Genomic DNA, 25925 nt, shown 5'->3' on the forward strand with positions numbered 1-25925 from the left:
CCCGGCGCGGATCGGCTGCCGCACGTTCGATTCGCTATGGGTTGCGCCAGGCGCTGCTGCGCCGCGTCGCACCGGCTTTCGAGCCCGCCGGGCTCCGAAGGGTTGCTTCAGAAGGGAGGCGCCGCGATGTTCGAGACGAAGAACTCCCAGGAGCTGTACGCACGGGCGAAGCGGGTGATCCCGAAGGGCGTCTACGGTCACTACGGACATTCGGTCACGCCCGAGTCCCCCGTGTTCTTCGAGAGTTGTCGGGGGAGCCACTTCACCGACGTCGACGGCAACGACTACGTCGACTGGATGTGTGCCTACGGCCCGATGATCCTCGGCTACAACCACCCCAGGGTCGACGCGGCGGCCGCGAAGCAGCTGGCCGCGGGCAACACGGTGAGCCTCGCCGCACCGGTGATGGTCGATCTCGCAGAGCGTCTGGTCGACCGGGTCGAGGGCGCCGACTGGGCGCTCTTCGGCAAGAACGGTGCGGACGCGACGGCGCTCTCGGTGATGGTGGCGCGTGCCGCGACGGGTCGTCGATACGTCATCAAGGTGGACGGCGGATATCACGGCTCGGCCCCGTGGATGCAGTCGCCCGGCAGCCCCGGAACTTCCGAGGACGATCAGTCCCTCGTGCTCAGCGTGCCCTGGAACGACGCGGCGGCCATTCAGGCAGCGATCGATCGGCATCCGAACGAAGTCGCGTGCTTCATCTCGTCGCCGTATCACCATCCCGTCTTCCAGGACAATGTCCTACCCGCCGAGGGCTACTGGTCCCAGGTGGAGAGTCTTTGCCGCAAGGCCGGCGTCGCCCTGATCGTCGACGACGTCCGCGCCGGCTTTCGCTTGAACCTCGCCGGCTCACACGTGGCGTACGGCTTCCAACCGGACATGGTCTGTTTCGGCAAGGCACTCGCGAATGGGAGCCCGATTTCGGCGCTGACCGGGAGCGACGCGTTTCGGCAGGCAGCAATCGACACGTTCTATACGGGGACCCAGTTCTTCAACGCGGCGCCCATGGCGGCAGCCCTCGCCACGCTCGACGAACTCGAGAAGGCAGATGCCGCGAATCACATCACCGAACTCGGCAATCGCCTGAACGCGGGCCTGCTGGAAGTCGCAGCCTCCCACGGATACGAGCTCGTGGTATCGGGAATCCCGGGGATGCCGTACTACAGCAACGGCGGCGAAGGCGGCTTCCAACGTCACCACCGATGGATCTGCGAGTGCGTGAAGCGGGGCGCCTACCTGCTCAGCTATCACAACAACTTCGTGTCTGCGGCGCACACCGAGGACGACATCCGTCGGACCTGCGAGATCGCCGATCAGGCGTTCCAGGCGCTCGCAGCGGGCTGATCGGGCTCGGAAGCACGCACGACCCAAACCTTCGCGTGGTGCGAGAACCCGACCACGAGGTCGCACGCCTGGAGCCCATTCAAAGGCACGTCAACGGTCCCCGGGTGTCGCCCGGCCCAGGTCGAGGCGAGCGGAGACACCCGAGAGGGCGTCGGGGCTAGGAGCGATGCGCCTCGAACCAGGCGGCTTCTTCGCCGGGCTCGGGAAGCAGCGAGCCGCCTTCCATGTTCCACTTCGCGGGAATGTCGACGGTGATCGCCCCGACCTCGGCTTCGGCGCACCCCAGCGCCGTCGCCACGCTCTTCCTCAGTTCGGAGACGATCTCGGTCTTCTGCGCGTCGGTGCGACCGGCCCGGATCGTCCCGAAGACGAAGGCCACCTGCCCGTCGGGCAGCTCGGCCGCCGGACGCTCGGAGAAGAACGCGTGGACGAAGGAAGCGGGCGCACCGGTGACGCCGCAATGCACGCGCACGACCTCCTTCGCGATCTGAGCGCGCTGGGTCTCGTTGCTGCGACCCGGCGCAATGGCGCATCGATACAAGGGCATGAGGACCTCCTCGCTAGAGCGACAGCGGGCCGTCGAAGGCCGTCGCGACGATTTCGTTGATGGAACAGCCGGTCGACTCGACCCAGAGATCGCAGACCGCGCGAAGGAACGCCTCGCGCTGGACGTCGTCGTACCCGACGGGCACCGAACGCACGACGATCGAGGAGGTGCTGGGCTCCCCCGCCGTCCAGGCCCAGCCCGCCGCCTGGCGCGTCCAGCGAATGTTCACCTCGTCGGGGTCGTCGTCGAAGAACTCGCGGGCGAGACGCTTCAGACCCGCCTCGAGCACCTCGGTCTGCCGATCGGCGACCTGCCCTTCCTGGATGATGCAGGAGTAGTGGTCCATGGATTCTCCTCGGCGCGCCGTTGTGAGTTCAGAATCTAGACTATAGTGTCCAGGCCGGCAATACGACCTTAAAGGAGACGACGCGAATGCTGAAAGTCATCGGCGCCCTGCTCTCGCCCTGGGTGCGGCGGGTGGTGGTCACGCTCGAGGAGAAGGGCATCGCCTACGAGCACGACGGGTTCTTCCCGACGGGCGAGCTTCCCGAGGACTTCAAGCGGAAGAGCCCGCTCGGGCTCGTGCCCGTCCTCGAGACCGACGAGGGCCCGATCGCCGACTCGGAGGCGATCGTCCAGTACCTGGAAGCGCGCTTTCCGGAAGTGCCGCTCCTCCCGAAGGAGCCCTACGCCCTGGCGCGGACCACCTGGTTCTCGGCGTTCGCAGCGGCCGTGTTCCGCCACGAGGGAACCCTCTTCTATCAGCTCGCCCTGCGCGGACACCTGATGAAGCAAGAGCCCGACATGGTCGCCGTCGAAGTGGCCCGGAAGGCGGTGCCGCCGCTGCTCCGCTACCTGGACGGCGAGCTCTCGGGGAAGACCTACCTGGTCGGCGACACGTTCTCGCTGGGCGACCTGACCGTCGCGAGCGTGCTGCTCAACTACCTGCACACCGGCGAGCGCATCGATGCCAGCGAGTACCCGGCCCTGCGCGCCTTCCTCGACCGCGTGTTCGCGCGCCCCACCTTCGCGCGCCGCATCGAAGCCGATCTCTCGATGCTCTCCGGGCTCTCGACCGCCAGCGTGCCGGACTAGGAAATCGCGACCAGGAACGCGCTAGAAGGTCTCTTTGTAGGGACGGAGGTCCAGTTCGAGGGTCCAGGTGGTGCGGTCCTGGCCGTGGAGCATCCACATCGCGTCCGCAATGGCGTCCGTCGAGAGCATCCCGTCCTCGCCGAGGTGTTCGACCGCGCCGGGGAAGCGGCTCTTCACCTGGTCTCCCAGGATGACGCCGTCGATGATCAAGTGCGCCACGTGGAGCCCCTGCGCACCGAACTGGCGGGCGAGCCCGTGGGCCACGGCTCGCTCCGCGGCCTTCGCCGACGCGAACGCGATGAAGGGCGGACGTGAGCGCATCGAGGCGGTGGCCCCCGTGAAGATCAGCGTGCCCCCATCGTTCGCCGGCATCCGGCGCGCCGCTTCCTGGCCCGCAAGAAATGCGCCGAAACCGCAGACCCGCCATGACGCCTCGAACTCGTCGGGGGTCATCTCGAGCAGGTCCTTCGGGAAGTTGTTCCCAGCGTTGTAGACGACCAGCTTCGGAGGGGCGCTGGCGTCGGCCTCGACCCGGTCGAAGAGGCCCGTGACGTCGGCCGGCAAGGTGCAGTCGGTGACGACCGGCGTGGCCACGCCACCGTCGGCTTCGATCTGCTTGGCGACCGCCTCGAGCTTCGTGAGCGTCCGACCCGCGACGAATACGTGGAGCCCTTCGCGCGCGAAGCGGCGCGATGCTGCCGCCCCCACGCCTTCCAGTGCGCCGACCCCTGCGACGATTGCGCTTTCCATGCTCGGTCCCTCCTGGTCCTTCGGACGCGCGCGAGCCTCTAGAGTACGAAATCTAGACTGATGGCGGAGGTGTCGCTAGTCTGTTCCGCAATGAAATGGAGCGAAGTCGGGACCCAGGTGTGTTCGCTGGCGCGGAGTCTCTCCGTCGTCGGGGATCCGTGGACCCTGCTCTTCCTGCGCGAAGCGTTCACCGGAACCACCCGGTTCGAGGATTTCCTGTCGGGAACCGGCGCCAGCCGGGCGATCGCCACCGAGCGCCTGGGCGACCTCGTCGCTCACGGTGTCCTCGAGCGCCGCGAGTACCTCGAAGCACCGCGACGCTACGAGTACCTCCTGACGCCGATGGGACGCGACCTCCTGCCGGTGATTCTGACGCTGGTGCAGTGGGGGGACGCATGGCTGAGCGACGGCGACCCGGCTCCCGCGCGCCTCACCCATGCGACCTGCGGTGCGTCGGACGGCTACGAGCTGCGCTGCAAGTCCTGCGACGAACCGGTCGGCACCGACGTCCGCGTCGACTACCGGCCCGGCGCCTGGGCGACCGGACGCAAGACGACGAAGAAGCGCCTGCGTCCCCGCGAGCGCGACGCGCGCTAGCGCACGGCGCGTGCGACATGGACTCGGTGTGCTGCCGCCCGAGTAAGCCCGCGCTACCGAACGGCGCTCCCCTCGCTGAGCGCCGCTGCCTGCGCCCGCGCCCGGGCGGCCCCCGCCGGATCGTCGAGGTCCGTCCGGAGCGCGGAGAGTCGACTCCAGAGAGCGGCATCGTTCGGCCTGCGGTCGAGAAACGCTGCGGCCATGCTCGCCGCACCTGCTCGCGACTCCGACTTCTCCGTCGCGTCGACCGCCCTCAAGGCCGCCGCGGCGATCTTGTCTTCCAGGTGAGCGCGCTCGCTTTCCGCCCAGTCGTCGTAGACCTCCGGAGCGAAGGGCCCCCGGTAGAGCGCAAGGAGCGCCTCGGTATCGACCTCGCTCGCAATGGCCCGTTCGAGACGCGCCACGTCCCAGGCATCGCGAAACGCCGTCGACACCCCGACGCGATCGCCCTCCAGCGTCAGTGGGTCCTCACCGAGGCCACGCAGCGCCGAGCGCAGTCGCGAGAGCGCCACGCGCAGACTATTGCCCGCTTGTCTGGACGAGCGATCCGGCCACAGCTCCACCTGAAGCTGCTCGCGCCGAACGCCGCGAGGCCCCGCGCAGAGGACCCGCAACAGCAGGCGCTTCGCGGTCGCACCCCGCCAGGCCGCATCGGGAAGGACGGTCCCGCTACGGGACACCTCGATCCCGCCAAAGCTCCGGATCGACCAGCCGAGTGCCGGATGCCCAGCTGGCGAGAGCGCTTGGGGAGCCACCCACCCGATGTCGAACTGCTGGGCGCGGTTCGCTGCCCACTCGAGGAGCTGCGGCTCGACCTCGGGCGCCAGATCGCGGAGCTGGGCACTGGCGGCGAGCTTGCTCGCCTTCGTGAGCCAGCGCATGCAACTGCGGGAGTCGGATGCCAAATCGGCAACCCGCGCACACTGGACTCCACTTCCCCACCCAGAGAGAGGCAGATCGGGGGCCTCCACCCTACGACCGAGCGTACGCACCGCCTGCAGCGCTTCTTTCGCGGCGCCGCACTCCGCTAGCACCCTTGCTGCCAACGCGGCTCGGAAATAGTGGAGGCTCCGGTGCCGCGTCTCGTTCATCTTCAGAAAGAGACCGAGCGAACTGCGTGCAGTTTCCGCCGCCAACGCGGGCTGGCCCGCCAGCCAGAGTTCGCGAGCGCACAGGGCCTGCATATGGGCCACGTGGTCGCGTTGCCGGGTCGTGCTCGTCAACCGCCCGGATCGCTCGAACTCGCGACGCGCCCCGTCGACGTCTCCGCCCTGGCGCAGCAAATGCCCGAGGATCTCCCCCGCGCGGGCCTCGTCGAAGGTCAGCCGAAAATCGGCGAACGCGTCGCGCGCGCGGGTCGCTACGGCTGCGTGAGCCTTTGCGCCGGCGCTGCGCATCCCGAGAATGAAGGCCCGCTCCATCTCCAGGACGAAATAGGTGGGGTTCTCGTCACCTTCCGTATCGCGAAGCGCCTTCTCGATCAGCTCCAAAGACTCATCCCAACGCCCTTGGAGGCGCAGGAGCACGAGGCGAAGCACCCGCACGGCGGAAGCGCGGGGGTCCAGCCGACGCAGGATGGTATCGGCGATTCCTACGCGTCCTGCGAGCAGCGCGGAGACGGCAACCCCGACGAACCCCATGGTGCGCACCCGCGGTTCCGTGGCGAGACTCCGCAGCGACATCGCCCGCTTCGCAATGACCCGCATCCGATCCATGCGATTTCGATTCGCGGCGATGACTCCCGCATCCGTGAGCGCGGAGATCTCCCGGACGCGATCGCGGGCCGCGCGAAACCGGTCGGCCACCTCCATCAAGGCGTCGAGCGCGGCGTCCATGTCGACGCGGCGCAGCTGCAGGGCGGCCAGGTAGTCGAGACCGGGGCGCCCCTGTCGAAGTCGCTCGGGAACCCGCGGCAGGAACTCCTCGACCCACGAATCGCGGCCGTGGTTCAACCACTCGCGCCCCTCCCGCTCGAGAACATCCGCGAGCGCCTCCCAAGACTCGGACTCGACGTACAGGGCCGCGGCGCGCGATGGATCGGCGGCGTCCAGTAGTCGAGCCAGCCGCGCGTTTCGCGCGAGCCACGCCGCGCGACCCTGCTGCTCACGGACTCGGCTGAGCAACAGCTCGCGCCAGAGCTGGTGAACGAAGACCCGGCCGCCCTCGTGAAGCAACAGCCCTCGATCGATCGCGGTTTGGATTCCCGAAGCCGGAACCTCCTCGGGCAGCGCATCGGCGAGCCGTTCGCGCGGGACCGCACCGAGGATGGCCGCGGTTTCGGCGACGGCGACCGCCTCCGGGCCCTCCCCGCTCAGGAGCTCGCCCGCGACGAAATCAAAGAGGCTTCCCTGCCGGGCCAGATTGTCCACGAAATCGGGGCGCTCGTGGGCTTCCAACTGGGCGAGCGCGCGCGCCGCCAGCACGACGCCCGTCACCCAACCCCGGGTCTGCGTGAGCAGCCGGTCTGCGTCGTCTGGGGTGGCCGCGACTCCGGTCGCATCGAGAACGGCGCGCACCTGGTCACCACGCAACTCGAGATCGCCGGGGCCGACTTCCACCAGCCCGTCCGACGCCGACAGCCGCGCACTCACCAGCGGCGGCGCACCGCGTGTCGCCACGACGAAGCGCAGCTGGCGCGGGGACTCGCGAAGCAGGGTTCCTACCAGCCGGTCCGTTCCCGAGTCGCGACCGATCAGGTGGTAGTTGTCGAGGAACAAGGTGACGGGTTCGGGCAAGCGCGCGACGTCGTCGCGCAGGTAGCGCCAGATCTCGGCCGGAGCGTGGCGCTCGAGATGCGGAATCGCTTTGAGCAGCCAGGTACCGAAGGGCGGATCAACCCCAGCCGGCCCCAGCGATTCCCGAATCGCCGGGATCAGGTCCTCGACGAAGAGCGCGGGGTTCGCGTGAAGCTCGTCGAGCTCCAACCACACCGAGGGCGCCGCGCCCAGTCGCGCGCGCCAGGCCCGCAGCAACGTCGTCTTCCCGCTGCCGCCCGGTGCCGTCACCAGCGTGAGAGGCGCTTCGAGCGCGCCGTCCCAGACTTCGAGCAAACCGGGACGGATCCCGAGGCCGAGGAGCGGCGCCCCTCGCCCGAAGTCGACTCGCGCGGACATTGGTCCAGTCTACCCGGCACCCCTCCCCGCCCGAGGAAGTTCCTGGTTCGCGGCGTCCGACGTGCCGAAACCTGCTGGAACGCGCGCTTGGCATTACATGTTGCCGGCTCCGGGTTGCGGTTCGCTTCCGCTGCGGCGCCGCCAGCGGTGGAGAATCCCCAGCCAACCGGCACCCGCGGCGAGCAGCGACACCGCCCCCGGTTCCGGAAGCACCCGGAGGTCGGCCTCCCGGGCCTGAGCCTGCGGCCGACGCCACGGCCCGTGCGGCGGGTTCGCCTTCTGGGTGATCCCCGGGGCATCGCCCGAGAACGGCGCGTGCAACACCCGGGCCCGCCAGCGGTAGAGCGTGTCGGCGCTCAACCCCAGGAGCGTCTCGGTGAGGGTGACACCGGTCGCCGTCGCGGTGACGTCGGTCCAGTTCGTGGAGACCTGGCTGCCACACACGACGTTCCCGAAGGGCGCGCCTGGCGGACACCACTCGACCTCGAGCTTCACGAGCCCGCGACCGGCCGGATGCGTCGCCGGGAGTGTGACGTCGAAGCCGTTGAGGTTCGAAAGGCCCCACGGCGGGATTTCGTCGCCGCCGCCGGCCTGGTACTGCCGAGGCAACGCCGGCCGTCCGAACTCGGGCCCGGACAAGACGACGAAGGCGGCGCCCTCGTCCGTCTGGCCCGCGTCGTATTCGGGAGCGCCGACCACGAGGTCGGCGAAGCCGTCGTGGTTCACGTCACCTGCGGACGCGACCGCCCAGCCGAGTTCGGCGCCCGCCTGGTCGCTCTCGATCCACGCGGCCGCGGTCGAAACGTCACCACTCGCGATCCCCGTGGCGCTCCCGAGGTAGACGAACGCCACGCCCTCGTCGGTCTCACCGTTGTCGTAGCGCGGTGAGCCGATCACCACGTCGGGGAAGCCATCTCCGTTGACGTCGCCGGCCGCAGCCACGCTGGCCCCGAAGCTGGACGTCGCCTGCCCTGACGAGAACGTCGTGTCTGCCGCACCGACGGACCCATTCGGGATCTTGGGGCTGCTCCCGTGGAACAGGAAGGCGCGCCCCTCGTTGTCGTTCCCTGGACCGGCGTCGTAGGACTGCGCGCCGACGATCACGTCCGCGAAACCGTCGCCGTTCACGTCTCCGGCCGAGGCCACGCTGAAGCCGAACGAGGACGACGCCTGGTCACTGTCCAGTTGTGTCGAGTCGTCGACGAACACGCTGCTGTCTCCGTAGAAGACGAACGCGGAGCCCGCGTTGATGGCGGTGGTATCGGAGAGGTTCGCCCCCACGATGGCATCGGCGAACCCGTCGCCGTTGACGTCTCCCGCGCCGGCGATGGAGCTCCCCAACCGCGAGCCCACGGGGCCGAAGAAGTTCTGCGTCGCCGTGCCCGGGTTCCCGTTGCCCACGCCTCCGGGCCCCCCGGCGAAGAACAGGACCAGGCCGTTCGAGAACCCGATCCCGGGGTCGTCTTCCCAGAACGGCGCGCCCAACGCGACGTCGCCGTAGCCGTCTCCGTTCATGTCGCCGACGGACGCGACCATCGTGCCGAGGCCAATCGCCGCGCTCGCCTGGTCGACCTCGAGGGTGGCGTCGGCGGTTCCCGGGTTGCCGTCCGCGATGCCGCTGGCGCTGCCGTGGAAGACGAAAGCGACGCCCTCGTCGACCTGCCCGTTGTCGTAGCCGTCGGTCCCGACGATGACGTCGTCGAAGCCGTCGCCGTTGACGTCACCGGCGGTCGACACGCGGTTGCCGAGGCCTCCGCCTACCTGGTTGCTCTCGAGCTGAGCGTGGGCGGTCGCCGGGATCGCATCCGGAAAGCCGCTCGCCGTTCCCAGGAACAGGAAGGCCGCGCCTTCGTCCGCCTCGCCGGCGTCATAGCCCTGGGCGCCGATGATCAGGTCACCGAAGCCGTCGCCGTTGATGTCCCCCGCCGACGCGACGGAGCGGCCCAGGTCGGCGTCGGCCTGGTTGCTCTCGAACCGGGTCGCGGCGTCGCCGACCGAGGAGTCCGCCAGACCGTCGCCGCCGCCGTGGTAGATGAACGCGGCGCCTTCGGAGTTCTCGCCGTCGTCGAACAGGGGCGCACCGATGATCACATCGGCGTATCCGTCACCATTGACGTCCCCTGCGCCGGCCACGCTATCTCCAGAATTTGCACCGCCCTGGTTCGGTTCGAGGACCGCGTAGGCGTTCGACGGGTCGCCGTCGCCCGTACCGCCCGGGCCGCCGAGGTAGACGAAGACAGCGCCCGCGTTCGACAGCGGCGCATCATAGAAATCCGCACCGATCGCCACGTCCGCATACCCATCGCCGTTCACGTCACCGAGCCCGGCCACTTCGGAACCCCAGAACGCGCCGGCTTGCCCGCCCACGAAGGTCGCGTCCGCAGATAGCGGCCCGGCGCTGGGGATGCCTGCCGGACCTCCGTGAAAGAGGAGTGCGATCCCTTCGGTCGTGTTGCAAGCGCCGCTGCCAACCAGGACATCCGCATAGCCATCGCCGTTGACGTCGCCCGCGCTGTCGAGCGAGCGGCCGAGGTCGCAGTCGACGCTGTCGCCCTCGAGCTGGGTGGCGGCTTGGGCGGGGCCACCCGACGGAACGCCGGCGGCACTGCCGTGGAACACGAAGACCGCCCCTTCGTCCGATTGCCCCGCGTCGTAGCCGATCGCGCCGACCATCACGTCGTCGTACCCGTCCCCATTGACATCGCCTGCAGACGACACGCTGAAACCCAGATTCGCGATGGTCTGATTGGAGTCGAGCTGGGTATCTGCAGTGCTCGGCCCCCCGCTCGAGATCCCGGTCGCGCTCCCGTGGAAGACCCACGCGGCCCCATCGTTGGCGCTCCCCGGAGCATCGTAGAAGTGGGCTCCCACGATCACGTCGCCGTACCCGTCCCCGTTCACATCGCCCGCCGAGTCAACGCTCACGCCGAAGAAGCCATCGACCTGGTTGCCCTGGAGCACGGCGTGGGCGGTCGACGGATCGCCATCCGGAACCCCAGCAGGGCCGCCGAGGAAGAGGAAGGCGGCACCCTCCTGAGACTCGCCATCGCTGTAGCGCTGACTGCCCACGATGACGTCGTCGTAACCATCACCGTTGATGTCACCGGCGCCCGCTGCACTGATGATCCGCACGCCCGCCTGGTCCGTCTCGAGCTGGGCCTGCGCACTCGCCGTGCCGGCGTCGGGAACCCCAGTCGGCCCGCCCAGGAAGACGAAAGCGGCCCCTTCGTCGACCTCTCCGGCGTCGAAGGCACCAGCGACCACGATGACATCGGCGTAGCCGTCTGCGTTCACGTCCCCGGCCGACTCGACCCAGGTACCGAAGAACGCAGTCGCTTGATCACCTGTGAGCGTCGTATCGTCGATGGCCGCAAGGATCGGATCGATCACGACGGGATAGCGGGCGCCAGCGTCATCGACGCGCAGCTCGAAGCGCGTGCCGGAAACCCGCTGCATCCGCGACGGCAGCTCGCGCCCGTTCGCATCGAAGGCGACCAGCTTTCGATAGGCGAGAGAGCGACCGGCTCGAGTTTCGAAGGCGAGGCTCTCGCCGCGCTTCGAGATCCGTGCGCCGTCGATGCCGAGCGCGACCACGAGTTCGCCCTCCCCCTGCGGAGCCTGCGCCAGCGTGAAGCCCTGCTCGAGCCCGCTCTCGCGGTTCTCGTACCACTCGACGAGCCCCGGGCGACGCAGCTCGACGCGCGACGCCTCGTGGTGAACGGTCGCCGGCGGGACGGGCTTCAGGGACGCCGGGCGACCGAGCCCTTCGAGCCGGAGCGACAGCAGACTCGGCGCTCCCGGCGCCGTCCGATCGACCAGCTGGATCCCGTCCGGCCGAAAGTAGGTCCGGAAGTCGTGGCGGCGGTTCGGGGCCTGGAGCCCGCGCGGGTTGGGGCTCGCCCAGTACTCGCGCTCGGCGATGTGTTGCTGCGCCCGGGTCGCGAAGCCATCGCCTACGACAGGTTCGGCCCAGGAAGGGAGGGCCAAACCCAGCAGGCAAGCCCCGATCGAGAGAAGTCGAAATACGGTCACGTCGCGTCCTTCGTGGATTGCGCGAGCCCGGCGCAATCGGAACTCGGAAGGTGGGGTGGGGCGGACGACTCCCCGGGCTCCTCGGGCGAAGCGTGGCCGGGTCGCGTTACCCGCCCGTTAACGCGGTTTCATCTCCACCGCGGGGTCGAGTTTCCGCTGCAGCGAAGGCGGTTTGCGGCGCGCCGTGACGCTATCGTCGCGCGATCCCACCGACGACGCGCCCCGGCGCCGAGGAACCCCATGCCCAAGCTCTTCGTGCACGGAAACCCGGAGACCGCCGCGCTCTGGAACCCGCTCTTCGACGCGTTGCGCGCGAAGGGCGTCGACGACCTCGAAGCCCTGTCGCCGCCGGGATTCGGCGCGCCCGTCCCGGCCGATTTCGCGGCGACGCGCGAGGCCTACCGCGACTGGCTGATCGGAGAGATCGAGGCGCGCGGTGGCGCCGCCGACCTCGTCGGACACGACTGGGGCGCCGGCCACGTGCTCGGCACCCTGGCGGAACGCCCGGATCTCTTCCGCAGCTGGGCCACCGACTGCGCGGGCCTCGTTCACGAGGACTACGTCTGGCACGACATGGCTCTGGAATGGCAGAAGCCCGAGATCGGGGAGCAGGCCGTCGCCGGCATGCTCGAGTCACCCCTCGAAGACCGGCTCGGCGTGCTGGCCGCCTTCGGGATCCCGGATGCGGTCGCGCGGGAGATCGCCGCCGCACAGGGGCCCGAGATGTCGCGCTGTGTCCTCTCGCTCTACCGCTCCGCGGCGCAGCCGGCCATGAAGGAGCTGGGCTTGCAGCTCGGGTCCAGCGAGCAGCGACCCGGCCGCATCTTCTACGCAACCGGGGATCCCTACGCGGGCACGCGCGAGATGTGCGAGAGCGTGGCCGGACGCCTCGGCGCCGGCTTCACCGTCCTCGAAGGTCGCACCCACTGGTGGATGTTCGGGGAGCTCGCCCCGGTGGCGGACGCGCTGATCGCCCACTGGGACGCGGCCTGATCCCGAATCTGCGCCGCCACGTCTTCGCGCCCCACCTGGCAGCCCATTCTGGAGACTCTGGTTGAGCGACCGGTCCCCGCCGCCCGCGATCTACTACGAAGACTATGCGCCCGGCGTGGTCGAGACGATGGGTTCCTACACCGTCTCGAAGGAAGAGATCGTGGAGTTCGCGTCGCGCTACGACCCGCAACCTTTTCACCTGGACGAAGCCGCCGCAAACGCCTCGATCTTCGGCGGTCTCACGGCCTCGTCGACCCACACCTTCGCGCTGATGGGTCTGATCAATGCGAAGCGCGGCGTCCAGCCGGCGGTCGTGGCCAACCTCGGCGCCGACTCGCTGAAGTTCCCCGAGCCTGTGCGCCCCGGCGACACGTTGACGCTGACCGGGGAGTGCCTCACGAAGCGTGTCTCGAAGTCACGCCCCGGGCTCGGCATCGTGACCTCGCGCACCTGTCTCTGGAATCAGCGGGGCGAGCTCGTGATGGAAACCGACACGAAGTACATGGTGAAGCTGCGCGGCGCCCGGTGAGGGGAGGCGTGGTCGCGCCGAGCCGCCGGGGATCGCCGAAGTGACGTACTCCGCTGTAGGATTCCGGAACCCGGAGATCCCCGGGGCGGATGTCGGAGACAGGAACCTCGTGAGACCCTCCCCCACTCTTCCCTGGAAGGCATGCGTCGCGCTGCTCGTATGGGTCGGCGTGATCGTACTGGTCGGCTGTCAAGGCACCTCGGGAAACGAGCCTCCGCCGGATGCAGCGCTGGCCCCGAAAGGCGCGATCGGTGTCGGCGCGGTGTACGCCGAGTTGAGCGACCGCGCCGACCGCGAAGTCCTGGTCCACGGCGTCGTCACCAAGGTGAACAGCGCCATCGGCTGGTACTGGGTGCACCTCCGAGATGCGAGCGACGACGCTGCGGTGGCCGACTACGACCTCACGGTGCAGACGAAGGATTGGGTCAGCGAGGGTCAGCGCGTCGTCTACCGTGGGCTCCTCCGTCAGGACGTCGACCTCGGCTTCGGCTACCACTACGACGCTCTGGTCGAAGAGGCGGAACTGCTTCCGTGAGCTTCCGGCGCGGTGCGGGGATCGCGCTTGCGCGGCGCCGCCGCAGCCTGGCGTCAGCGCGCCAGCAACGCCGCAGCGACCGTCCGGCGCAGTACCGCCAACGCACGGCGCTCGCTCCAACCGCAGTCGTCGGTCAGCAAGCCATAGACCTGGACACTGACGGCGGCCCAGAGGTATTCGGCGGCCTCGCCCAGCCCCCACTCGGGCGCGAGCGCCCCGTCGCGACGAAGCGACTTCACGAGCTCGAGGAGCCACCCGCGGAGTTCGCTCATCCGGTCCTCCCAGGCGGCCGCTGCGTCGGCGTCGGTGGCCCGCAGCCGGACGAGGTCGGTCGCCACCGGGTGGATGAGCCTCACGAAGTCGATCCACACCCGGACCACCCGGTCGAGGCGCTCTCGCGGGTCGGCCGTCGCGAACGCACCGAACATCCGCTCCCGGATCTCGAAACGGTCGTCGGCACGCCGCACCAATGCGAGCAGGAGGCCGCCGCGCGTGCCGAAATGGAGGTAGACCGACTGTCGGCTGATCCCCGCCGCCTCGGCGATGCGTGCGAGGGAGACCTCGGCGCCCTCTTCGGAGACGAGGTCCCAGGCCGCGTCGAGGATCTCCGCGCGGGTCTGGTCGGGATCCGGCGTGCGCTTCGCACTTGACACGTGTCAAGACTCCGATAGATTTCACTTTACGCGTGTAAAGACGCTCCCCGAGCGTAGAGGAAGCGGCCCGTGGAAGCCAAGATCATTGCGAACCGATTCGTCGAGGCCTTCGGTGACGGCGCCGACGGGGCGGCCCCCTCCACCGCCCAATGGGAGCGCCTGCTCGCGCGCCCGGAGGACGCTCCCGTCACTCTCGTGAACCTCTTCAAGATGCGCGAAACAGCGCACTACCCGGCAGAAGATGGACACGCCGAGGAATCCCCGGCGTCGGGCGAGGCAGCCTTCGCCCGCTACGCGCAGGTGAGCATGCCCGCGATGGATCGCGTCGGAGGACGCTTCCTCGCGGTCGCCCCGCACCAGGGCGGTTTCCTCGGGGACGAGGAGGACTGGGATCTCGTCGCGATTGGTCAGTACCCCACGCTGCACGCCCTGATCGCCCTCTACGACGACACGGCCTACCAGGCGGCGTATCGACACCGGCGCGCCGCCTGCGCCCGGCAACGGGTCTTCGTCGTCGGCGCGTGACACCCCGCCTGGCACGAGCCGAACGCGTCTGTGCAGAAGCGTGTAGGCTGGATCGCATGGGACGCAGTCACCCTCGCCCGAGCTGCGGATCTGCGCGTTGGGCCCTCACCAGCGCCGTGATCCTCGCGCTCCTCGCTCCGGTTCCCGCCTTCTCCCAGGTGCCTGCGTTCCCGGGTGCCGAGGGCTTCGGCGCGACCTCGGTCGGGGGCCGCGGCGGACGCGTCTACACGGTGCGCAATCTCTGTGACTACCGGCCCTTCGAGTTCGACGCCTGGCAGATCGATCCGGCGAATCTGCCGGCGCATTGTGCCAGCCTCGATCCGAACGCCCGCCTCGATGAGTCGCTCCGCTACGCCGTCGAGGACGGCGCCTTCCCGGGCGGACCCGAAACGGCCCACGCGCGCACCGTCGTCTTCGCCGTCGGCGGCACCATCGCGCTCCAGCGCTCCCTCGAGATCGAGCTCCCCTACCTCACGATCGCAGGCCAGACGGCGCTCGGCGAAGGCGTCACCCTGCGCAACGCCGAAGGCAACAACTCGGACGCCCTTCGCATTGCGACCCACGATGTCATCGTCCGCCACCTGGCTATCCACCCGGGGCCCGGCTGCGCCGACGCCCTGGAAGGCAGCGGCGTTTCGATCAACCTGGACCCGGCCCTCGCCACCGGCTCGAACTCCCCGCTCTTCCCCAATTGCGGCAACGGCTCCAACCTCGACGCGATCTCGATCATCGATGCCGAGCGGGTGATGCTCGACCACCTGTCTCTCGCCTGGGCCGTCGACGGCGTGATCGACATCTTCGACGATCCGAGCAACGCCACCCCCCCGCGCGACATCACGTTCCAGAACAGCATCGTGGCGCAAGGGCTGGGACTCAGCGTGCACCTGAGCAGCGGGAGTGTCGTCGACGGGCAGACCGGCCTCATCGTCCCCCTCCCGCATTCCACCGGGAGCTTGCTCCAGGGAGGCGAGCGCATCTCGCTGCACCACAACCTCTACTACTACAACCTCGTGCGGAACCCCCAGATCAATGCCGATGGCCCGATCGAGTTCGTGAACAACATCGTCTACGGCTTCGATTTCTGGGGAACGATGGTGCAGTCGCAGCCGCGCAGCGGAATCCCGGTACAACCCCAGGTCGACCTGCGCGGCAACTACTACGACTCGGGGGATTTGTGTAGCGGCCTCCGCTGCGGCCCCCAGCCGAGCGAGACCGGCCACGGCTCGGCCACCCGCTTCGATCGCGCGCGCGTTCCGACGCCCTACGTCTCGCCTCACGTACCCATCTATCTGCGAGACGCCACCGAGTTCGGGACCGCCGACCCGCTCGATCCCGATTTCGAGATCCACTCGGCCGGAAACACCCACCGCAACCCGAACGGGGCGGCAGGCGCGACCGACATGGAAGGGTTCGATCTCGACGCCGACGCTCCTTACTGCGCCGACGACGAACGCAACGGACGCTCGGGGCTCGAGCGACCCCAATCCTACGCGGCCGCCGCGCCCTGGTGTCCCGACTACAGCGCCCCCTGGAACCCGGCCACCGAACCCCAGGGACCGACCTTTCCGTATGGAAACGTGGTGACGGCGGCCTCCCCCATCGTCAGCGGGCAGGCGCACCCGGTCACCCTCACCACCGCCACGCTGCACACGCTGCTCGACGACGTGGGCGCCAGTCGCCCCAGCCGTGGCGCGCCCGATGCCGCGATGGTCGCTTCGGTGCAGGCGGGCGATAGAACCATTCGCCTCGAGCCGAACGGAGCCGGCCAGTTCGTGGACCGCCCGCCGCGGCTCTACGCCGGCGGAACCGACGCCTGGCCACCGCCCTCGAACGCGATGGCGCCCCTCGACGCGGACGCCGATGGAATGCGCGACTCGTGGGAGCTCGCGGTCGGTCTCGACCCGACCGTCGACGACAGCGCGGGCGATGCGAACTCCGACGGCTTCACGAACCTCGAAGACTACTTGGCCGTCGCCGCCCCAGAGCCGTCATCGCCGATGCTCTTGCTGCCGGGCGCACTCACCGTTGCGGGCCTGGCGCGCCGCAACGCCAGGAGGCGCCGTTCGAAGTCGGCGAGAGCGGCGACCTAGCGCCGCCGGGACAGCCGCGCGAGCGAGATCAGCCCGAACGCGAAGAGAGCCGCGGTCGACGGCTCCGGAACCGCCGAGAAGGTGACCGCGAACGTGCCGGACGCGGTCGCGGAGGTATATCCACCACCGCCCGGCCCGTTGTTCACGAGCGCGAACTGCTTCAGCTGGTACTCGCGGCCGGCTACGAGAACTCCGGAGAGACCGCCCGACAGCTCGTTGACCCAATCGGCCCCGACCCCGCCGACCGCGAACGACTCGTTCTGGGTCGAGAGGCTGCTCTGCCGGTTGTGGAAGAGCTCCGTACCCGTGGTGACGTCGTAGAGCAGAACGTCCATCGTCGTCCGGCCTGGACCCGAGTGATCGCTGTCGAACGCTCCGGAGAACGCGTAGGACTGATCCTCGGAGACGGAGAAGTAGACGTCCTGAAAGAAGGCGGTGTAGGAACCCGGCTGTGACGGCAAGTCGAAAGCGAAGGACGTCGAGAACCCGCCCTCGCCCATCGAATAGCCCACGTCGCTCGACGCCTGGATCGCAACCCCGTCCGTCGAGAGCAACGAACCCGAGCTCGGGACCGTGGTGGGCGACTCTGCGACGGTCTTGATCGTCGACTGCACGCTCGAAAACTGCGCCCGCGCCTCGACGACGCTCGTTCCCGTGCCGGGATCGAGAGCGATACTGGCCGCGCCCGGATCACGAGGTCCACAGAACCCAACGAACGAACCAGAGGAACAACGAAGATCGATCGAGACAACTCCAGCACGGACGGCGCTGTCCTGGCTCGACGAATGCGTGTCGAGACGGCCCGGTGGGCGGCCGTTCGAATGCGCCGTCCGATCGCGTAGAATCGAGGGCCGCCTGTGCCCCAGCCTGCACAGCCGGCCCCTCTTCTCTCGGAAAGTTCTCTCGGAAAGGACCCCCATGCCCAAGCCCACCCTCCGCACCGAATTCTGTGATCGCGTCGGGATCGACTATCCCGTGATCCTCGCCGGCATGGGGCCGGTCGCAGGTACCGGCGACCCCGTGGCCACCGCCGATCTCGTCGCTGCCGTCTCGAACGCCGGCGGACTCGGCGTGATGGGCGGGGTGGCCTACTCGCCCGACAAGCTGCGCGAAGAGATCCGGAAGGTGAAGTCGCTCACCGACAAGCCCTTCGGTGTCGACCTTCTGCTCTCGCCCAACTTCTTGCAGCCCCGCGGTTCCGGGCCGGCCATGAAGATGCCCGGGCGCGAGGTGCTTCCGAAGGAAGCGATCGAAGGGATGCAGAAGATCGCCGACGAGCTTGGGATCGAATACCTCGAAGACCCGGGCGAGCAGGAGACGATGGGCAGCTGGGTGCCGGAAGGAAAGTCCTGGGCGGGCTCCCAGGTGGAAGTGATCCTGGAAGAGGAAGTGCCGGTGTTCGCCTCGGGACTCGGGACGCCCGGCCCGTTCGTCGATGCGCTGAAGGCCCAGAACGTGACGATCCTCTCGCTGGTGGGCAACGTCCGCGCTGCCGCACAGGTGGCCCACGACGGCGCCGACTACGTCGTCGCCCAGGGCACCGAGGCCGGCGGCCACACCGGCCGCATCGGCACGCTCGCGCTGCTGCCCCAGGTGATGGACGCGGTCGCTCCGAAGCCGGTGATCGCCGCCGGCGGCATCGCGAGCGGGCGCGCGCTGGCCGGTGTCTTGGCCACGGGCGCCGAAGCCGCCTGGTGCGGCACCGCCTTCCTCGTGAGCGAGGAGGCGAATCAGCCCGACCTGCAGAAGGATCGCATCCTCGCCGCGGCCGCCGAGGACACGATCGTGACGCGCCTCTACAGCGGCAAGACGATGCGCAACATCAGCAACCCGTTCATCGAAGCGTGGGAGCGGTCCGGCATGAGCGCGCTGTCGATGGGCGCTCAGGGCATCCTGATTCGCGACATCAGCTACTCGATCGTGAAGGCCGGCCGCGAAGACCTGTTGATGAACGCGGCGGGCCAGACGAGCGGCATGCTCAAGAGCCGACGCCCGGCGAAGGCCATCCTCGAAGAAATGGTCGACGAGGCCGCGGAGATCTTCGCCAGCCGCCTCGGCAACCGCGTCAAGGCGTCGCTCTAGGCCGGCTCGAGGAGACGCCCATGGAGATCTCCCTCGACATCCACGACGACGTCGGGCTCCTTCGCTTCGACGACCGCAAGAAGAACGCCTTCACCCTGAGCGGCATCCAGGACCTCACGGCCGCCTTCGACGAAGCCGAGTCGAGCGAGAAGGCGAAAGCGATCGTCCTCGCCGGCCGTCCCGGGTCGTTCTGTGCGGGCTTCGACCTGGCGACCATGATGGGAGAGGACAAGGCCGCGGTACGCGCGCTAGGCCAGGGCGGCGGTCGCCTCGCGCTCCGGATGTATCAGTGCGGCAAGCCGTTGGTGGCCGCCTGTACGGGTCACGCCTTCACGATCGGTTGCCTCTGGCTGCTCGCGAGCGACACGCGCATCGGCGAAGAGGGCCGGTTCAAGTTCAGCATGATCGAGACCCAGGTCGGCATGCCGCTCACCCCCTGGGCCTTCACATTGCTCGAAGCCAAGCTCAGCAAGCGGCACTACACCGCCGCCGTGACCCAGTCGAAGGCCTACGACCCGCAAGGAGCCGTCGACGCGGGCTTCCTCGACGAGCTGGTCGGCGAAGGCGAAGCGACCGCCAGAGCCCTCGAGCTCGCGGCGGGCTTCGCCAAGCTCCCGGCCCGTGCCTATGCGGCGAACAAGCTCAAGGTGCGCGAATCCGGCATCGAGGTCATGAAGCGCGACCTGGGGCTCTGAGCCACGCAGACGCGGCGCCCCGCCTAACGCTCCAGGTTCGCGGCGCGCCTGCGAGGTTCCGGTTCAGAAGGACGAGACGAGGACGGCGACGCCGAGCCACAGGGTGATCCCCCAGGTCGCGACGTTCCCGACGGCGCGGGCGGGTGGCAGGCGCTGCTCGCGCTGCTGGATGCCGATCGCGTGGAGCACCCGTGCGGCGAAGAGGGCCCCGCCCGCCACGTGCAGCATGGAGATCGAATGCCCGGTCGCGGCGGCCAGCAGGAGCAACAGGAGCGCCCCCGGCACGTACTCGGTGTTGTTGCCGTGGGCACGCACGGCGCGCTCGAGCCGGGCGTCGCCACCCAGGCCGACGGCCTGGCCCAGCTGGATCCGCAACCGAGACACCATCAAGCCCAGGGCGAGCATGAGCAGGAGGTTCGCGCTCGACCAGAGCGCCACCGCGCGCAGGGCGTCGGACGACAAGGGCTCCATCTACCAGTTCTCCCGATCCGGTCGGATCATCACGTCGAAGGCCCAGGTCGAACGCGGCTGGTGGGCCACGTGGAAACACTCCCCGGCGATGTCATCCGGGAGCGCGAAGAACTCGTCGGGCTGATCGGAGAAGGCCTGTCGCGCCCAGGGCACGTCGATGACCGCATCGATCGCCACGAACGCCACGTGGATGCCCTTCGACCCGAGGGAGCGGGCCGCGGACTCGAGCAGTATTCGCTGCGCCGCCTTCGTGGGGGCGAAAGCCGCGAAACGCGCACGGCCGCGGTAGGCCGAGGTGTTTCCCGTAGCGAGGATCGCGCCCCGCCCGGCGTCGACCATGGCGGGCGCGAACTCCTGGATCAGCTGCAGCAGGGCCATCGCGTTGATCTGGAAATTCTGCTGCAGGGTGTCGGGGTCGACGTCGAGGACTTCCCCGAAGGCCCCTCCGACTGCGTTGTGGACCACGACCGACGGTGCGCCCAGCTTCGCGCGGACCTCGTCCGCCATCCGGGAGACCGCGGCGCGGTCGGTCACGTCGAGGGGGAAGGCGTGGGTGTTTGCGACGGACTGCTCGAGCTCGGCGAGACGGTCGCGATCGCGCGCGATCATGGCGACGTCGTAGCGTTCCGCGAAGCGCCGTACGAGGGCGCTCCCGGTTCCGGGGCCGACCCCGGTGATGAGACAGACTTCCTTGGTGGTCACCTGTGGAGTTCCTTTCGGGCACGCGCGGGTGATGTCGGGATTGCGCTTGCGACGCTCGAACCGTTGGGTAGCATTTCAATACTAAATGTAAACCGAGGCCCCCAGTGTGCCTTGGAGGAACCGGTGGCGAACCGACACACCCAGACCTGCGCGATCGCAGGAGCGCTCAATGTGCTCGGCGACCACTGGACGCTCCTCCTGGTGCGCGAGGCCTTCTACGGCACCACGCGCTTCAGTGAGTTCCAGCGCAACACGGGCATCGCGAAGACTCTGCTCAGCGACCGACTCGCCTTCCTGGAAGAGGAGGGGATCTTCGAACGGGAGGACGTCGGCGAGCGGGGCACCCGCTACGCCTACACCCTCACCGAGAAGGGACGCGCCCTCGAAACGGTCCTCGTCGCATTGGCGCAATGGTCGAACGCGCACGTGTTCGGCAAGGGAAACGAACCGGTCGTGCTGGTGAACCGGGCCACGGGGCGCGCCGTCCCCGAGCTGCGCCTGCGCAACCGCCGGGGCGACCCACTCGCACCCGATCAACTCGCCTTCCGAGCCGGTCCCGGAGCCAGTGCCGCCACCCGCAAACGGATGGAAACCATCGAGTAGCGGCAGACTCGCGCGGCGGGCGCCGGAGTCGGCACTCCGAAGGAGCGGTCGCACACCCCGGGCGTCAGCTCGGGGTCGCCCCCTCCGAGCCGACTTCGTGCAGAACGTCCCACGCCACGCCGGGCTCGAATTTCGTGACCACCCGGAGTAGCGCGTCCCGCCATTCCTTCGGTGTCTCGGCGGGCCCGATCTCCTGCCAGCGCTGATAGGACACCTCAGAATCCCAGAGCGCGGTCGCGGCGTAGTGCCCTGTGCTGCGGTCGAGGCAGACGAAGTCGCCGCCGAGAAAGCCGGGGAGAACGCGAGCGCGTTCCAGAAACTTCCCTTCCAGGTAGATCCGCTCGAGCTCGGCGCCCTTCCCTGGTTTGGCTTCGAATCGGATGAAACTCCGCACCGCCACGGCCTCTCTCCTTCCGGAACGCTCCGACGCACGCCACGTCGAGTCCCCGTCACCCCTGTGACTGAGGCCGCTTCCGATCTGCACCTCGTCGTCCGGTCACGGTGCCAACGGACTTCCGCGCAGGACACCGAGCTTCTTCATGCGGAAGCGCAGCGTGCTGGGGTTCATCCCCAGGAGTTCGGCCGCTCCGCCGGGCCCGGACACGCGCCACCCCACGCGCTCGAGCACGGCGCGAATGTGATCGGCCATCGCGTCGTCGAGGGTCTGGATCGCCCAGCTCGACTCAGCGGCCGGTCCACCGCACTGTGCGCGAGTTTCGCGAAGCTCCGGAAACTCGAGCGTGTCTCCGTGCGAGAGAATGAGTGCACGCTCGACGATGTTCTGGAGCTCGCGCACGTTGCCGGGCCAGTCGTAGGCGCGGAGCCGCTCGAGATCTTCACTGCGGATACGGGGTGCTCGGGGCAGGTTCATCTCCCTCGCTTTCCGGTCGACGAAGTACCGGATCAGCGAGGGGACGTCGTCGCGCCGCAGACGGAGCGGCGGAATCTGGATGGGGAGGACGTTGAGGCGATACCAGAGATCCTCTCGGAACGTCCCTGCTTCCACCATCGCGCGGAGGTCTCGGTGGGTCGCGGCGATCACGCGCACATCGACTTCGATCGGCCGGGTGCCACCCACCCGCTCGAAGCGGCGCTCTTGCAGGACGCGCAACAGCTTCACCTGGGCCTCTTGGCTGAGCTCGCCGACCTCGTCGAGGAACAACGTCCCGCCGTCAGCGCGCTCGAAGCGTCCCCGCTTCCGCTCGGAGGCTCCGGTGAACGCACCACGCTCGTGGCCGAAGAGCTCGCTATCGAGAAGAGTCTCGGGAACCGCCCCACATTGGAGCGACACCATCGGAGCTCCGCTGCGGGGCGAGGCCATGTGGATCGCGTTCGCGACGACTTCCTTGCCGGTACCCGTCTCTCCGAGGAGCAGCGCGGGGCTGTTCGACGGCGCGATCCGACGCACCTGCTCCATCACGTGGCGCAGACCGAAGTCGGCGCCCACCACCTCGACCCCGCGCGCGAGTTTCATGTCCGCGGAGAGCGCGCGGTGGTCGTCCGCCAGGAGATCCTTCACGCGCACGAGCTCGCGATAGCGACGCGCGTTGATCATCGCGATCGTGAGCGGCTCCCGAACCGACTCGAGTAGCTCCGCATGCCGATCGGTGAAACGATCGGGCCCTTCTGCAGAGATCAGGACGGCCCCCACCTCTTCGCCGCTCATGTCCAGCCGGAGAAACATCGCGGAACTGGAGATCAGCTGCGGAAAGATCCGGATCAGCTCCTCGGGTTGGTCGTCGGGCCGATTCACCACCAGGAGCGCCGGCCGGTCGGCACCGTCGCGGACGTAGTCGAGCGATCCCCCGGCGAGCGAGATCTCGGGGGCGTCCTCCGGCCAGATGTATCGCCCACCTTCGCGCGCCACGCGGGCGAGGACGTGGATTCGCGCTGCCGCTACGTCCGAGTAGCCGAGGCCCATGGTGTCGGCGGGGATGTGCTTCGCCAGGTAGTCGAGGGCATCCGCCAATGCCTGATCGATGTCGAGCGTCCCGCAGATCCGAAGGGTCATCTCGCGAAAGAAGTCATTCTTGTCGACCGGCATGCTGCCCCCGAGGTCGCAGGATTCTGCGATTTTGGCGATATGCTGCGACGTCGCTCGCAACATATCACGACACGCGACGCTCCGGTGGCTGAGACAGCGCCTCGTGCCTTCTCGGCGTTGGCCCGTGTCGTGCACTAGCGATCGTCGTGAATGCGGAAACTCGACCCACCCTCGAGGGCAAGACGGCAGTCGTGACGGGCGCCGCCGGGGGCATCGGTCGCGCCTCAGCCGTGCGGCTGGCCCAGGACGGGGCCGACGTCGCCATCCTCGACATCGATCGGGCTGGCCTCGAGGAGACCGCGCAGAAGGTCGAAGCCACCGGGCGACGGTGCGTCACCGTCACGGTCGATCTGCTCGACCGCTCGGCCATCACCGCCGCGTTCGAACAGGTCCGGCAGGAGCTGGGCCCGGTCGACGTCCTCCACAACAACGCCGGCGGCAGTGCGCGGGGCGAAACGCGCTCGTTCACGCGCGCCGGGCCGGAGACCTGGGATGCGGTCGTCGACCTGAATCTCCGGGCGACCGCCGACTGCACGCGCGCGGTGGTCTCGGACATGAAGGAGCGACGCTTCGGGCGGATCGTCCACACCGCGTCCGAGCAGGCGTACGCCGGCGGCTTCGGCTTCTCCGACTATGCGGCGGCGAAAGCCGGGATCATCGGCTTCACGCGAGCTCTCGCCCGCGAGCTCGCGCCGTTCGGCATCACCGTCAACACGGTCTGCCCGGGCGTCACCCGCACCCCGGCACTCGAGCAGTTCGACCCTCAGGAGACCGCGGCGGCGCTCGAGGCGATGCCGATGAAGAAGTTCTGCGAAGCGTCGGACATCGCCCACGTCGTGTCCTTCTTCGCCGACCCCGCTTCCTGGCACATCACCGGGACCCACCTGATGGCGACAGCCGGTCGTACGATCATCTGACACGAGGAACCAACCGGATGGATTCGAAGCTCTTCTTCCACACCGCGCTCGTCGCCTGGCTCGCGAGCCTTTCACTCGGATGCGTCGGGCACAAATCGGTCCATGCCGAATTGGTGATCCCGGCGACACCCGACCGGGTTTGGGCCGTGATCACCGACGGGCCGTCCTACGGCGAGTGGAATCCGATCCTCGTCTCCGCGAAGGGCGAGTTCGTCGAGGGTGGAACCATCCTCTACGAAATGAAGAACCCGGAGGGCGAGATCTACGAGGTCGATCCGATCATCCGAAAGCTCGTTCCCGAACGCGAACTCAACCAGTTCGGCGGGACGCGCGGTGTCCTCACCTTCGACCACACCTGGCGTGTCGAGCCGGTCGAAGACGGATCGAAGGTGACACAGCACGAGGAGTACCGAGGCATCGGCGTCTTCTTCTGGGATCCCGCCTGGGTCGAGGACGCCTACGAAGAGGGCCTCGTCAATCTCCGGGAGCGCCTCGAGAATCCGTGATGTCCACGAAGTGGATCGAACAGATCCGTGTGCGCTCTTCCGAGAGCACGCTCAAGAGTGCGATCCCGGCGCTCCGAAAGCGGGTGGACGAGATCGCGCAGCGCGTGCCCGACGCCGAGCCCCTGATCCTGCAGCACGGACTCTACGAGGGCGACCTCTCCGTGGTCGTGATCTGGCGGAACGCGAAGCGCGCGGAGAAGAGTCGCGACGGGCTCCTGATGGCCGAAGAGCTCGCCGGTTTCGGACCGGTCGACCATTCCGTCTGGGTGCCCCTCGGTGAGTGAGACCGCGAACCCCGGTTCCGGCCGAGCCACGGACGGGCGCCCGACCGACCGAAGAGAAGGAACCTGAAACGCATGACCAAACCGACGATCGGCTTCATCGGTCTGGGTGCCATGGGTGCACCGATGGCCGAGCGCTTGCTCGATGCGGGTTTCCCGGTGGTGAGCTGCGCACATCGCAAGCGAGAGGCCATTGAACGGCTCGCGGCGAAGGGACTCGAGGAAATGGAGGGCCCGCGGCAGGTCGGCGCCCGCGCGGACCTCCTGCTGACCATCGTGTGGGATGAAGCCCAGAACGACCGCGTGCTGTGAGGGCCCGACGGGGCTCTGGCCGAGATGAAGCCAGGCGGTGTGATCCTCGTGATGAGCACGGTCTCGCCGGCCTACTGCCAAGGGTTGGCCGAGGAAGCGTCGGAGCGCGGAATCAAGGCCCTCGACTGTCCCGTAAGCGGGATGGTGTCCGGTGCCGAGGCGGGCACGTTGACCCTCATGCTCGGAGGTGACACCGCCGCCATCGAGCCCCATCGCGCGGCTCTGGAAACCCTGGGAAGCGTATGCCCCTGCGGCGGCGTCGGGATGGGTCAGGTCATGAAGGTCGCGAACAACACCATGGCCGTGGGCACCTGGGCCCTTCTCATGGAAGTGCGCGACATGGTCAAAGCCCACGGCATGGATCTCGATCACTTCATGTCGATCCTCAACCAATCGAGCGGGCGCAGCGTCGTGTCGGAGCAGTTTCGCTTCCCACCGTCGCGCATTCCGCTTCCCGCGATGCCGCAGAAAGACCTCGGCATTTGTCGCGACATCGCCGCAGACCG

Annotated in this window: 26 protein-coding genes and 3 pseudogenes; 16 read left to right on the plus strand and 13 right to left on the minus strand. The window is 68.4% G+C overall.

The window, feature by feature from the left end; translation table 11 throughout:
* Positions 1-126: 126 nt before the first annotated feature.
* Positions 127-1347: an aminotransferase class III-fold pyridoxal phosphate-dependent enzyme gene (locus tag AAF430_22905; GenBank protein MEM7413100.1), complete on the plus strand. Its 1221-nt coding sequence runs from the start codon at positions 127-129 to the stop codon at positions 1345-1347.
* Positions 1348-1504: 157 nt separating this feature from the next.
* Here the strand turns inward: AAF430_22905 and AAF430_22910 are convergent, their stop codons facing one another.
* Together AAF430_22910 and AAF430_22915 are read right to left on the minus strand one after the other, a co-directional pair.
* A complete protein-coding gene (locus AAF430_22910; GenBank protein MEM7413101.1) occupies positions 1505-1894 on the minus strand; it encodes a DNA-binding protein in 390 nt (129 codons plus the stop codon).
* 13 nt (positions 1895-1907) lie between these two features.
* On the minus strand, positions 1908-2240 hold the full coding sequence (locus AAF430_22915; GenBank protein MEM7413102.1) for a hypothetical protein: 333 nt from the start codon (positions 2238-2240) through the stop codon (positions 1908-1910).
* A gap of 86 nt (positions 2241-2326) precedes the next feature.
* Between AAF430_22915 and AAF430_22920 the strand changes: the two genes are divergently transcribed.
* Complete coding sequence (locus AAF430_22920) at positions 2327-2989, plus strand: glutathione S-transferase family protein (protein ID MEM7413103.1); 663 nt, start codon at positions 2327-2329, stop codon at positions 2987-2989.
* 21 nt (positions 2990-3010) lie between these two features.
* On the opposite strand, the gene AAF430_22925 is transcribed toward AAF430_22920, so the two are convergent.
* Positions 3011-3739, minus strand: coding sequence for an SDR family NAD(P)-dependent oxidoreductase (locus AAF430_22925; protein ID MEM7413104.1), 729 nt, complete (start codon positions 3737-3739; stop codon positions 3011-3013).
* Between the two features lie 90 nt (positions 3740-3829).
* Here AAF430_22925 and AAF430_22930 point away from each other — a divergent pair, with 90 nt between their 5' ends.
* Complete coding sequence (locus AAF430_22930; protein MEM7413105.1) at positions 3830-4336, plus strand: helix-turn-helix domain-containing protein; 507 nt, start codon at positions 3830-3832, stop codon at positions 4334-4336.
* Between the two features lie 53 nt (positions 4337-4389).
* Here the strand turns inward: AAF430_22930 and AAF430_22935 are convergent, their stop codons facing one another.
* From AAF430_22935 to AAF430_22950, 4 genes and pseudogenes are all read right to left on the minus strand, one after another.
* Positions 4390-7449 (minus strand): hypothetical protein, encoded by a 3060-nt coding sequence (locus AAF430_22935; protein ID MEM7413106.1) that lies wholly within the window; start codon positions 7447-7449, stop codon positions 4390-4392.
* 93 nt (positions 7450-7542) lie between these two features.
* On the minus strand, positions 7543-8730 hold the full coding sequence (locus AAF430_22940; GenBank protein MEM7413107.1) for an integrin alpha: 1188 nt from the start codon (positions 8728-8730) through the stop codon (positions 7543-7545).
* Positions 8624-8950, minus strand: a pseudogene (locus AAF430_22945) (hypothetical protein). Before AAF430_22945 ends, AAF430_22940 begins: the two are co-directional and overlap by 107 nt.
* 158 nt (positions 8951-9108) lie before the next feature.
* Positions 9109-10905, minus strand: a pseudogene (locus AAF430_22950) (integrin alpha).
* Positions 10906-11721: 816 nt separating this feature from the next.
* Between AAF430_22950 and AAF430_22955 the strand changes: the two are divergent.
* The 3 genes from AAF430_22955 (at position 11722) to AAF430_22965 (ending at position 13538) form a co-directional block, all read left to right on the plus strand.
* A complete protein-coding gene (locus AAF430_22955) occupies positions 11722-12474 on the plus strand; it encodes an alpha/beta fold hydrolase (protein ID MEM7413108.1) in 753 nt (250 codons plus the stop codon).
* Between the two features lie 61 nt (positions 12475-12535).
* On the plus strand, positions 12536-13003 hold the full coding sequence (locus tag AAF430_22960; protein ID MEM7413109.1) for a MaoC family dehydratase: 468 nt from the start codon (positions 12536-12538) through the stop codon (positions 13001-13003).
* 109 nt (positions 13004-13112) lie between these two features.
* A complete protein-coding gene (locus AAF430_22965) occupies positions 13113-13538 on the plus strand; it encodes a hypothetical protein (GenBank protein ID MEM7413110.1) in 426 nt (141 codons plus the stop codon).
* Between the two features lie 53 nt (positions 13539-13591).
* Here AAF430_22965 and AAF430_22970 read toward each other — a convergent pair whose 3' ends face one another.
* On the minus strand, positions 13592-14191 hold the full coding sequence (locus tag AAF430_22970; GenBank protein MEM7413111.1) for a TetR/AcrR family transcriptional regulator: 600 nt from the start codon (positions 14189-14191) through the stop codon (positions 13592-13594).
* A 69-nt stretch (positions 14192-14260) separates the two neighbouring features.
* Here AAF430_22970 and AAF430_22975 point away from each other — a divergent pair, with 69 nt between their 5' ends.
* On the plus strand, positions 14261-14716 hold the full coding sequence (locus AAF430_22975) for a DUF1330 domain-containing protein (GenBank protein MEM7413112.1): 456 nt from the start codon (positions 14261-14263) through the stop codon (positions 14714-14716).
* Between the two features lie 56 nt (positions 14717-14772).
* On the plus strand, positions 14773-16806 hold the full coding sequence (locus AAF430_22980) for a hypothetical protein (GenBank protein MEM7413113.1): 2034 nt from the start codon (positions 14773-14775) through the stop codon (positions 16804-16806).
* On the opposite strand, the gene AAF430_22985 is transcribed toward AAF430_22980, so the two are convergent.
* Positions 16803-17420, minus strand: coding sequence for a PEP-CTERM sorting domain-containing protein (locus AAF430_22985; protein ID MEM7413114.1), 618 nt, complete (start codon positions 17418-17420; stop codon positions 16803-16805). The two genes, AAF430_22980 and AAF430_22985, sit on opposite strands and share 4 nt — an antisense overlap.
* A gap of 304 nt (positions 17421-17724) precedes the next feature.
* Here AAF430_22985 and AAF430_22990 point away from each other — a divergent pair, with 304 nt between their 5' ends.
* Both AAF430_22990 and AAF430_22995 read left to right on the plus strand, forming a co-directional pair.
* A complete protein-coding gene (locus AAF430_22990) occupies positions 17725-18888 on the plus strand; it encodes a nitronate monooxygenase (protein MEM7413115.1) in 1164 nt (387 codons plus the stop codon).
* A gap of 20 nt (positions 18889-18908) precedes the next feature.
* Complete coding sequence (locus AAF430_22995; protein MEM7413116.1) at positions 18909-19583, plus strand: crotonase/enoyl-CoA hydratase family protein; 675 nt, start codon at positions 18909-18911, stop codon at positions 19581-19583.
* 63 nt (positions 19584-19646) lie between these two features.
* Here the strand turns inward: AAF430_22995 and AAF430_23000 are convergent, their stop codons facing one another.
* Together AAF430_23000 and AAF430_23005 are read right to left on the minus strand one after the other, a co-directional pair.
* Positions 19647-20054, minus strand: coding sequence for an MAPEG family protein (locus AAF430_23000; protein ID MEM7413117.1), 408 nt, complete (start codon positions 20052-20054; stop codon positions 19647-19649).
* Positions 20055-20756, minus strand: coding sequence for an SDR family NAD(P)-dependent oxidoreductase (locus tag AAF430_23005; GenBank protein ID MEM7413118.1), 702 nt, complete (start codon positions 20754-20756; stop codon positions 20055-20057). It lies immediately after the preceding gene.
* A 123-nt stretch (positions 20757-20879) separates the two neighbouring features.
* Between AAF430_23005 and AAF430_23010 the strand changes: the two genes are divergently transcribed.
* Complete coding sequence (locus AAF430_23010) at positions 20880-21359, plus strand: helix-turn-helix domain-containing protein (protein ID MEM7413119.1); 480 nt, start codon at positions 20880-20882, stop codon at positions 21357-21359.
* Positions 21360-21423: 64 nt separating this feature from the next.
* Here AAF430_23010 and AAF430_23015 read toward each other — a convergent pair whose 3' ends face one another.
* Complete coding sequence (locus AAF430_23015; GenBank protein ID MEM7413120.1) at positions 21424-21759, minus strand: hypothetical protein; 336 nt, start codon at positions 21757-21759, stop codon at positions 21424-21426.
* Positions 21760-21855: 96 nt separating this feature from the next.
* Positions 21856-23403, minus strand: a complete 1548-nt coding sequence (locus AAF430_23020) for a sigma 54-interacting transcriptional regulator (protein ID MEM7413121.1) — start codon at positions 23401-23403, stop codon at positions 21856-21858.
* A gap of 146 nt (positions 23404-23549) precedes the next feature.
* On the opposite strand from AAF430_23020, the gene AAF430_23025 reads away from it, so the two are divergent.
* The 5 genes and pseudogenes from AAF430_23025 to AAF430_23045 form a co-directional block, all read left to right on the plus strand.
* Positions 23550-24320, plus strand: a complete 771-nt coding sequence (locus tag AAF430_23025) for an SDR family NAD(P)-dependent oxidoreductase (GenBank protein MEM7413122.1) — start codon at positions 23550-23552, stop codon at positions 24318-24320.
* A gap of 17 nt (positions 24321-24337) precedes the next feature.
* Entirely contained in the window at positions 24338-24826 is a 489-nt protein-coding gene (locus tag AAF430_23030; GenBank protein MEM7413123.1) for an SRPBCC domain-containing protein, read from the plus strand.
* Positions 24826-25110: a hypothetical protein gene (locus AAF430_23035; protein MEM7413124.1), complete on the plus strand. Its 285-nt coding sequence runs from the start codon at positions 24826-24828 to the stop codon at positions 25108-25110. The genes AAF430_23030 and AAF430_23035 overlap by 1 nt, the downstream gene beginning before the upstream one ends.
* Before the next feature lie 72 nt (positions 25111-25182).
* Positions 25183-25608, plus strand: a pseudogene (locus AAF430_23040) (NAD(P)-binding domain-containing protein).
* Positions 25609-25716: 108 nt separating this feature from the next.
* Positions 25717-25925: hypothetical protein (locus tag AAF430_23045; protein MEM7413125.1), on the plus strand; the 209-nt coding region annotated here is incomplete at its 3' end.

This window comes from Myxococcota bacterium, assembly GCA_039030075.1.
In the GTDB taxonomy this organism is placed as follows: Bacteria; Myxococcota_A; UBA9160; order UBA9160; family SMWR01; genus JAHEJV01.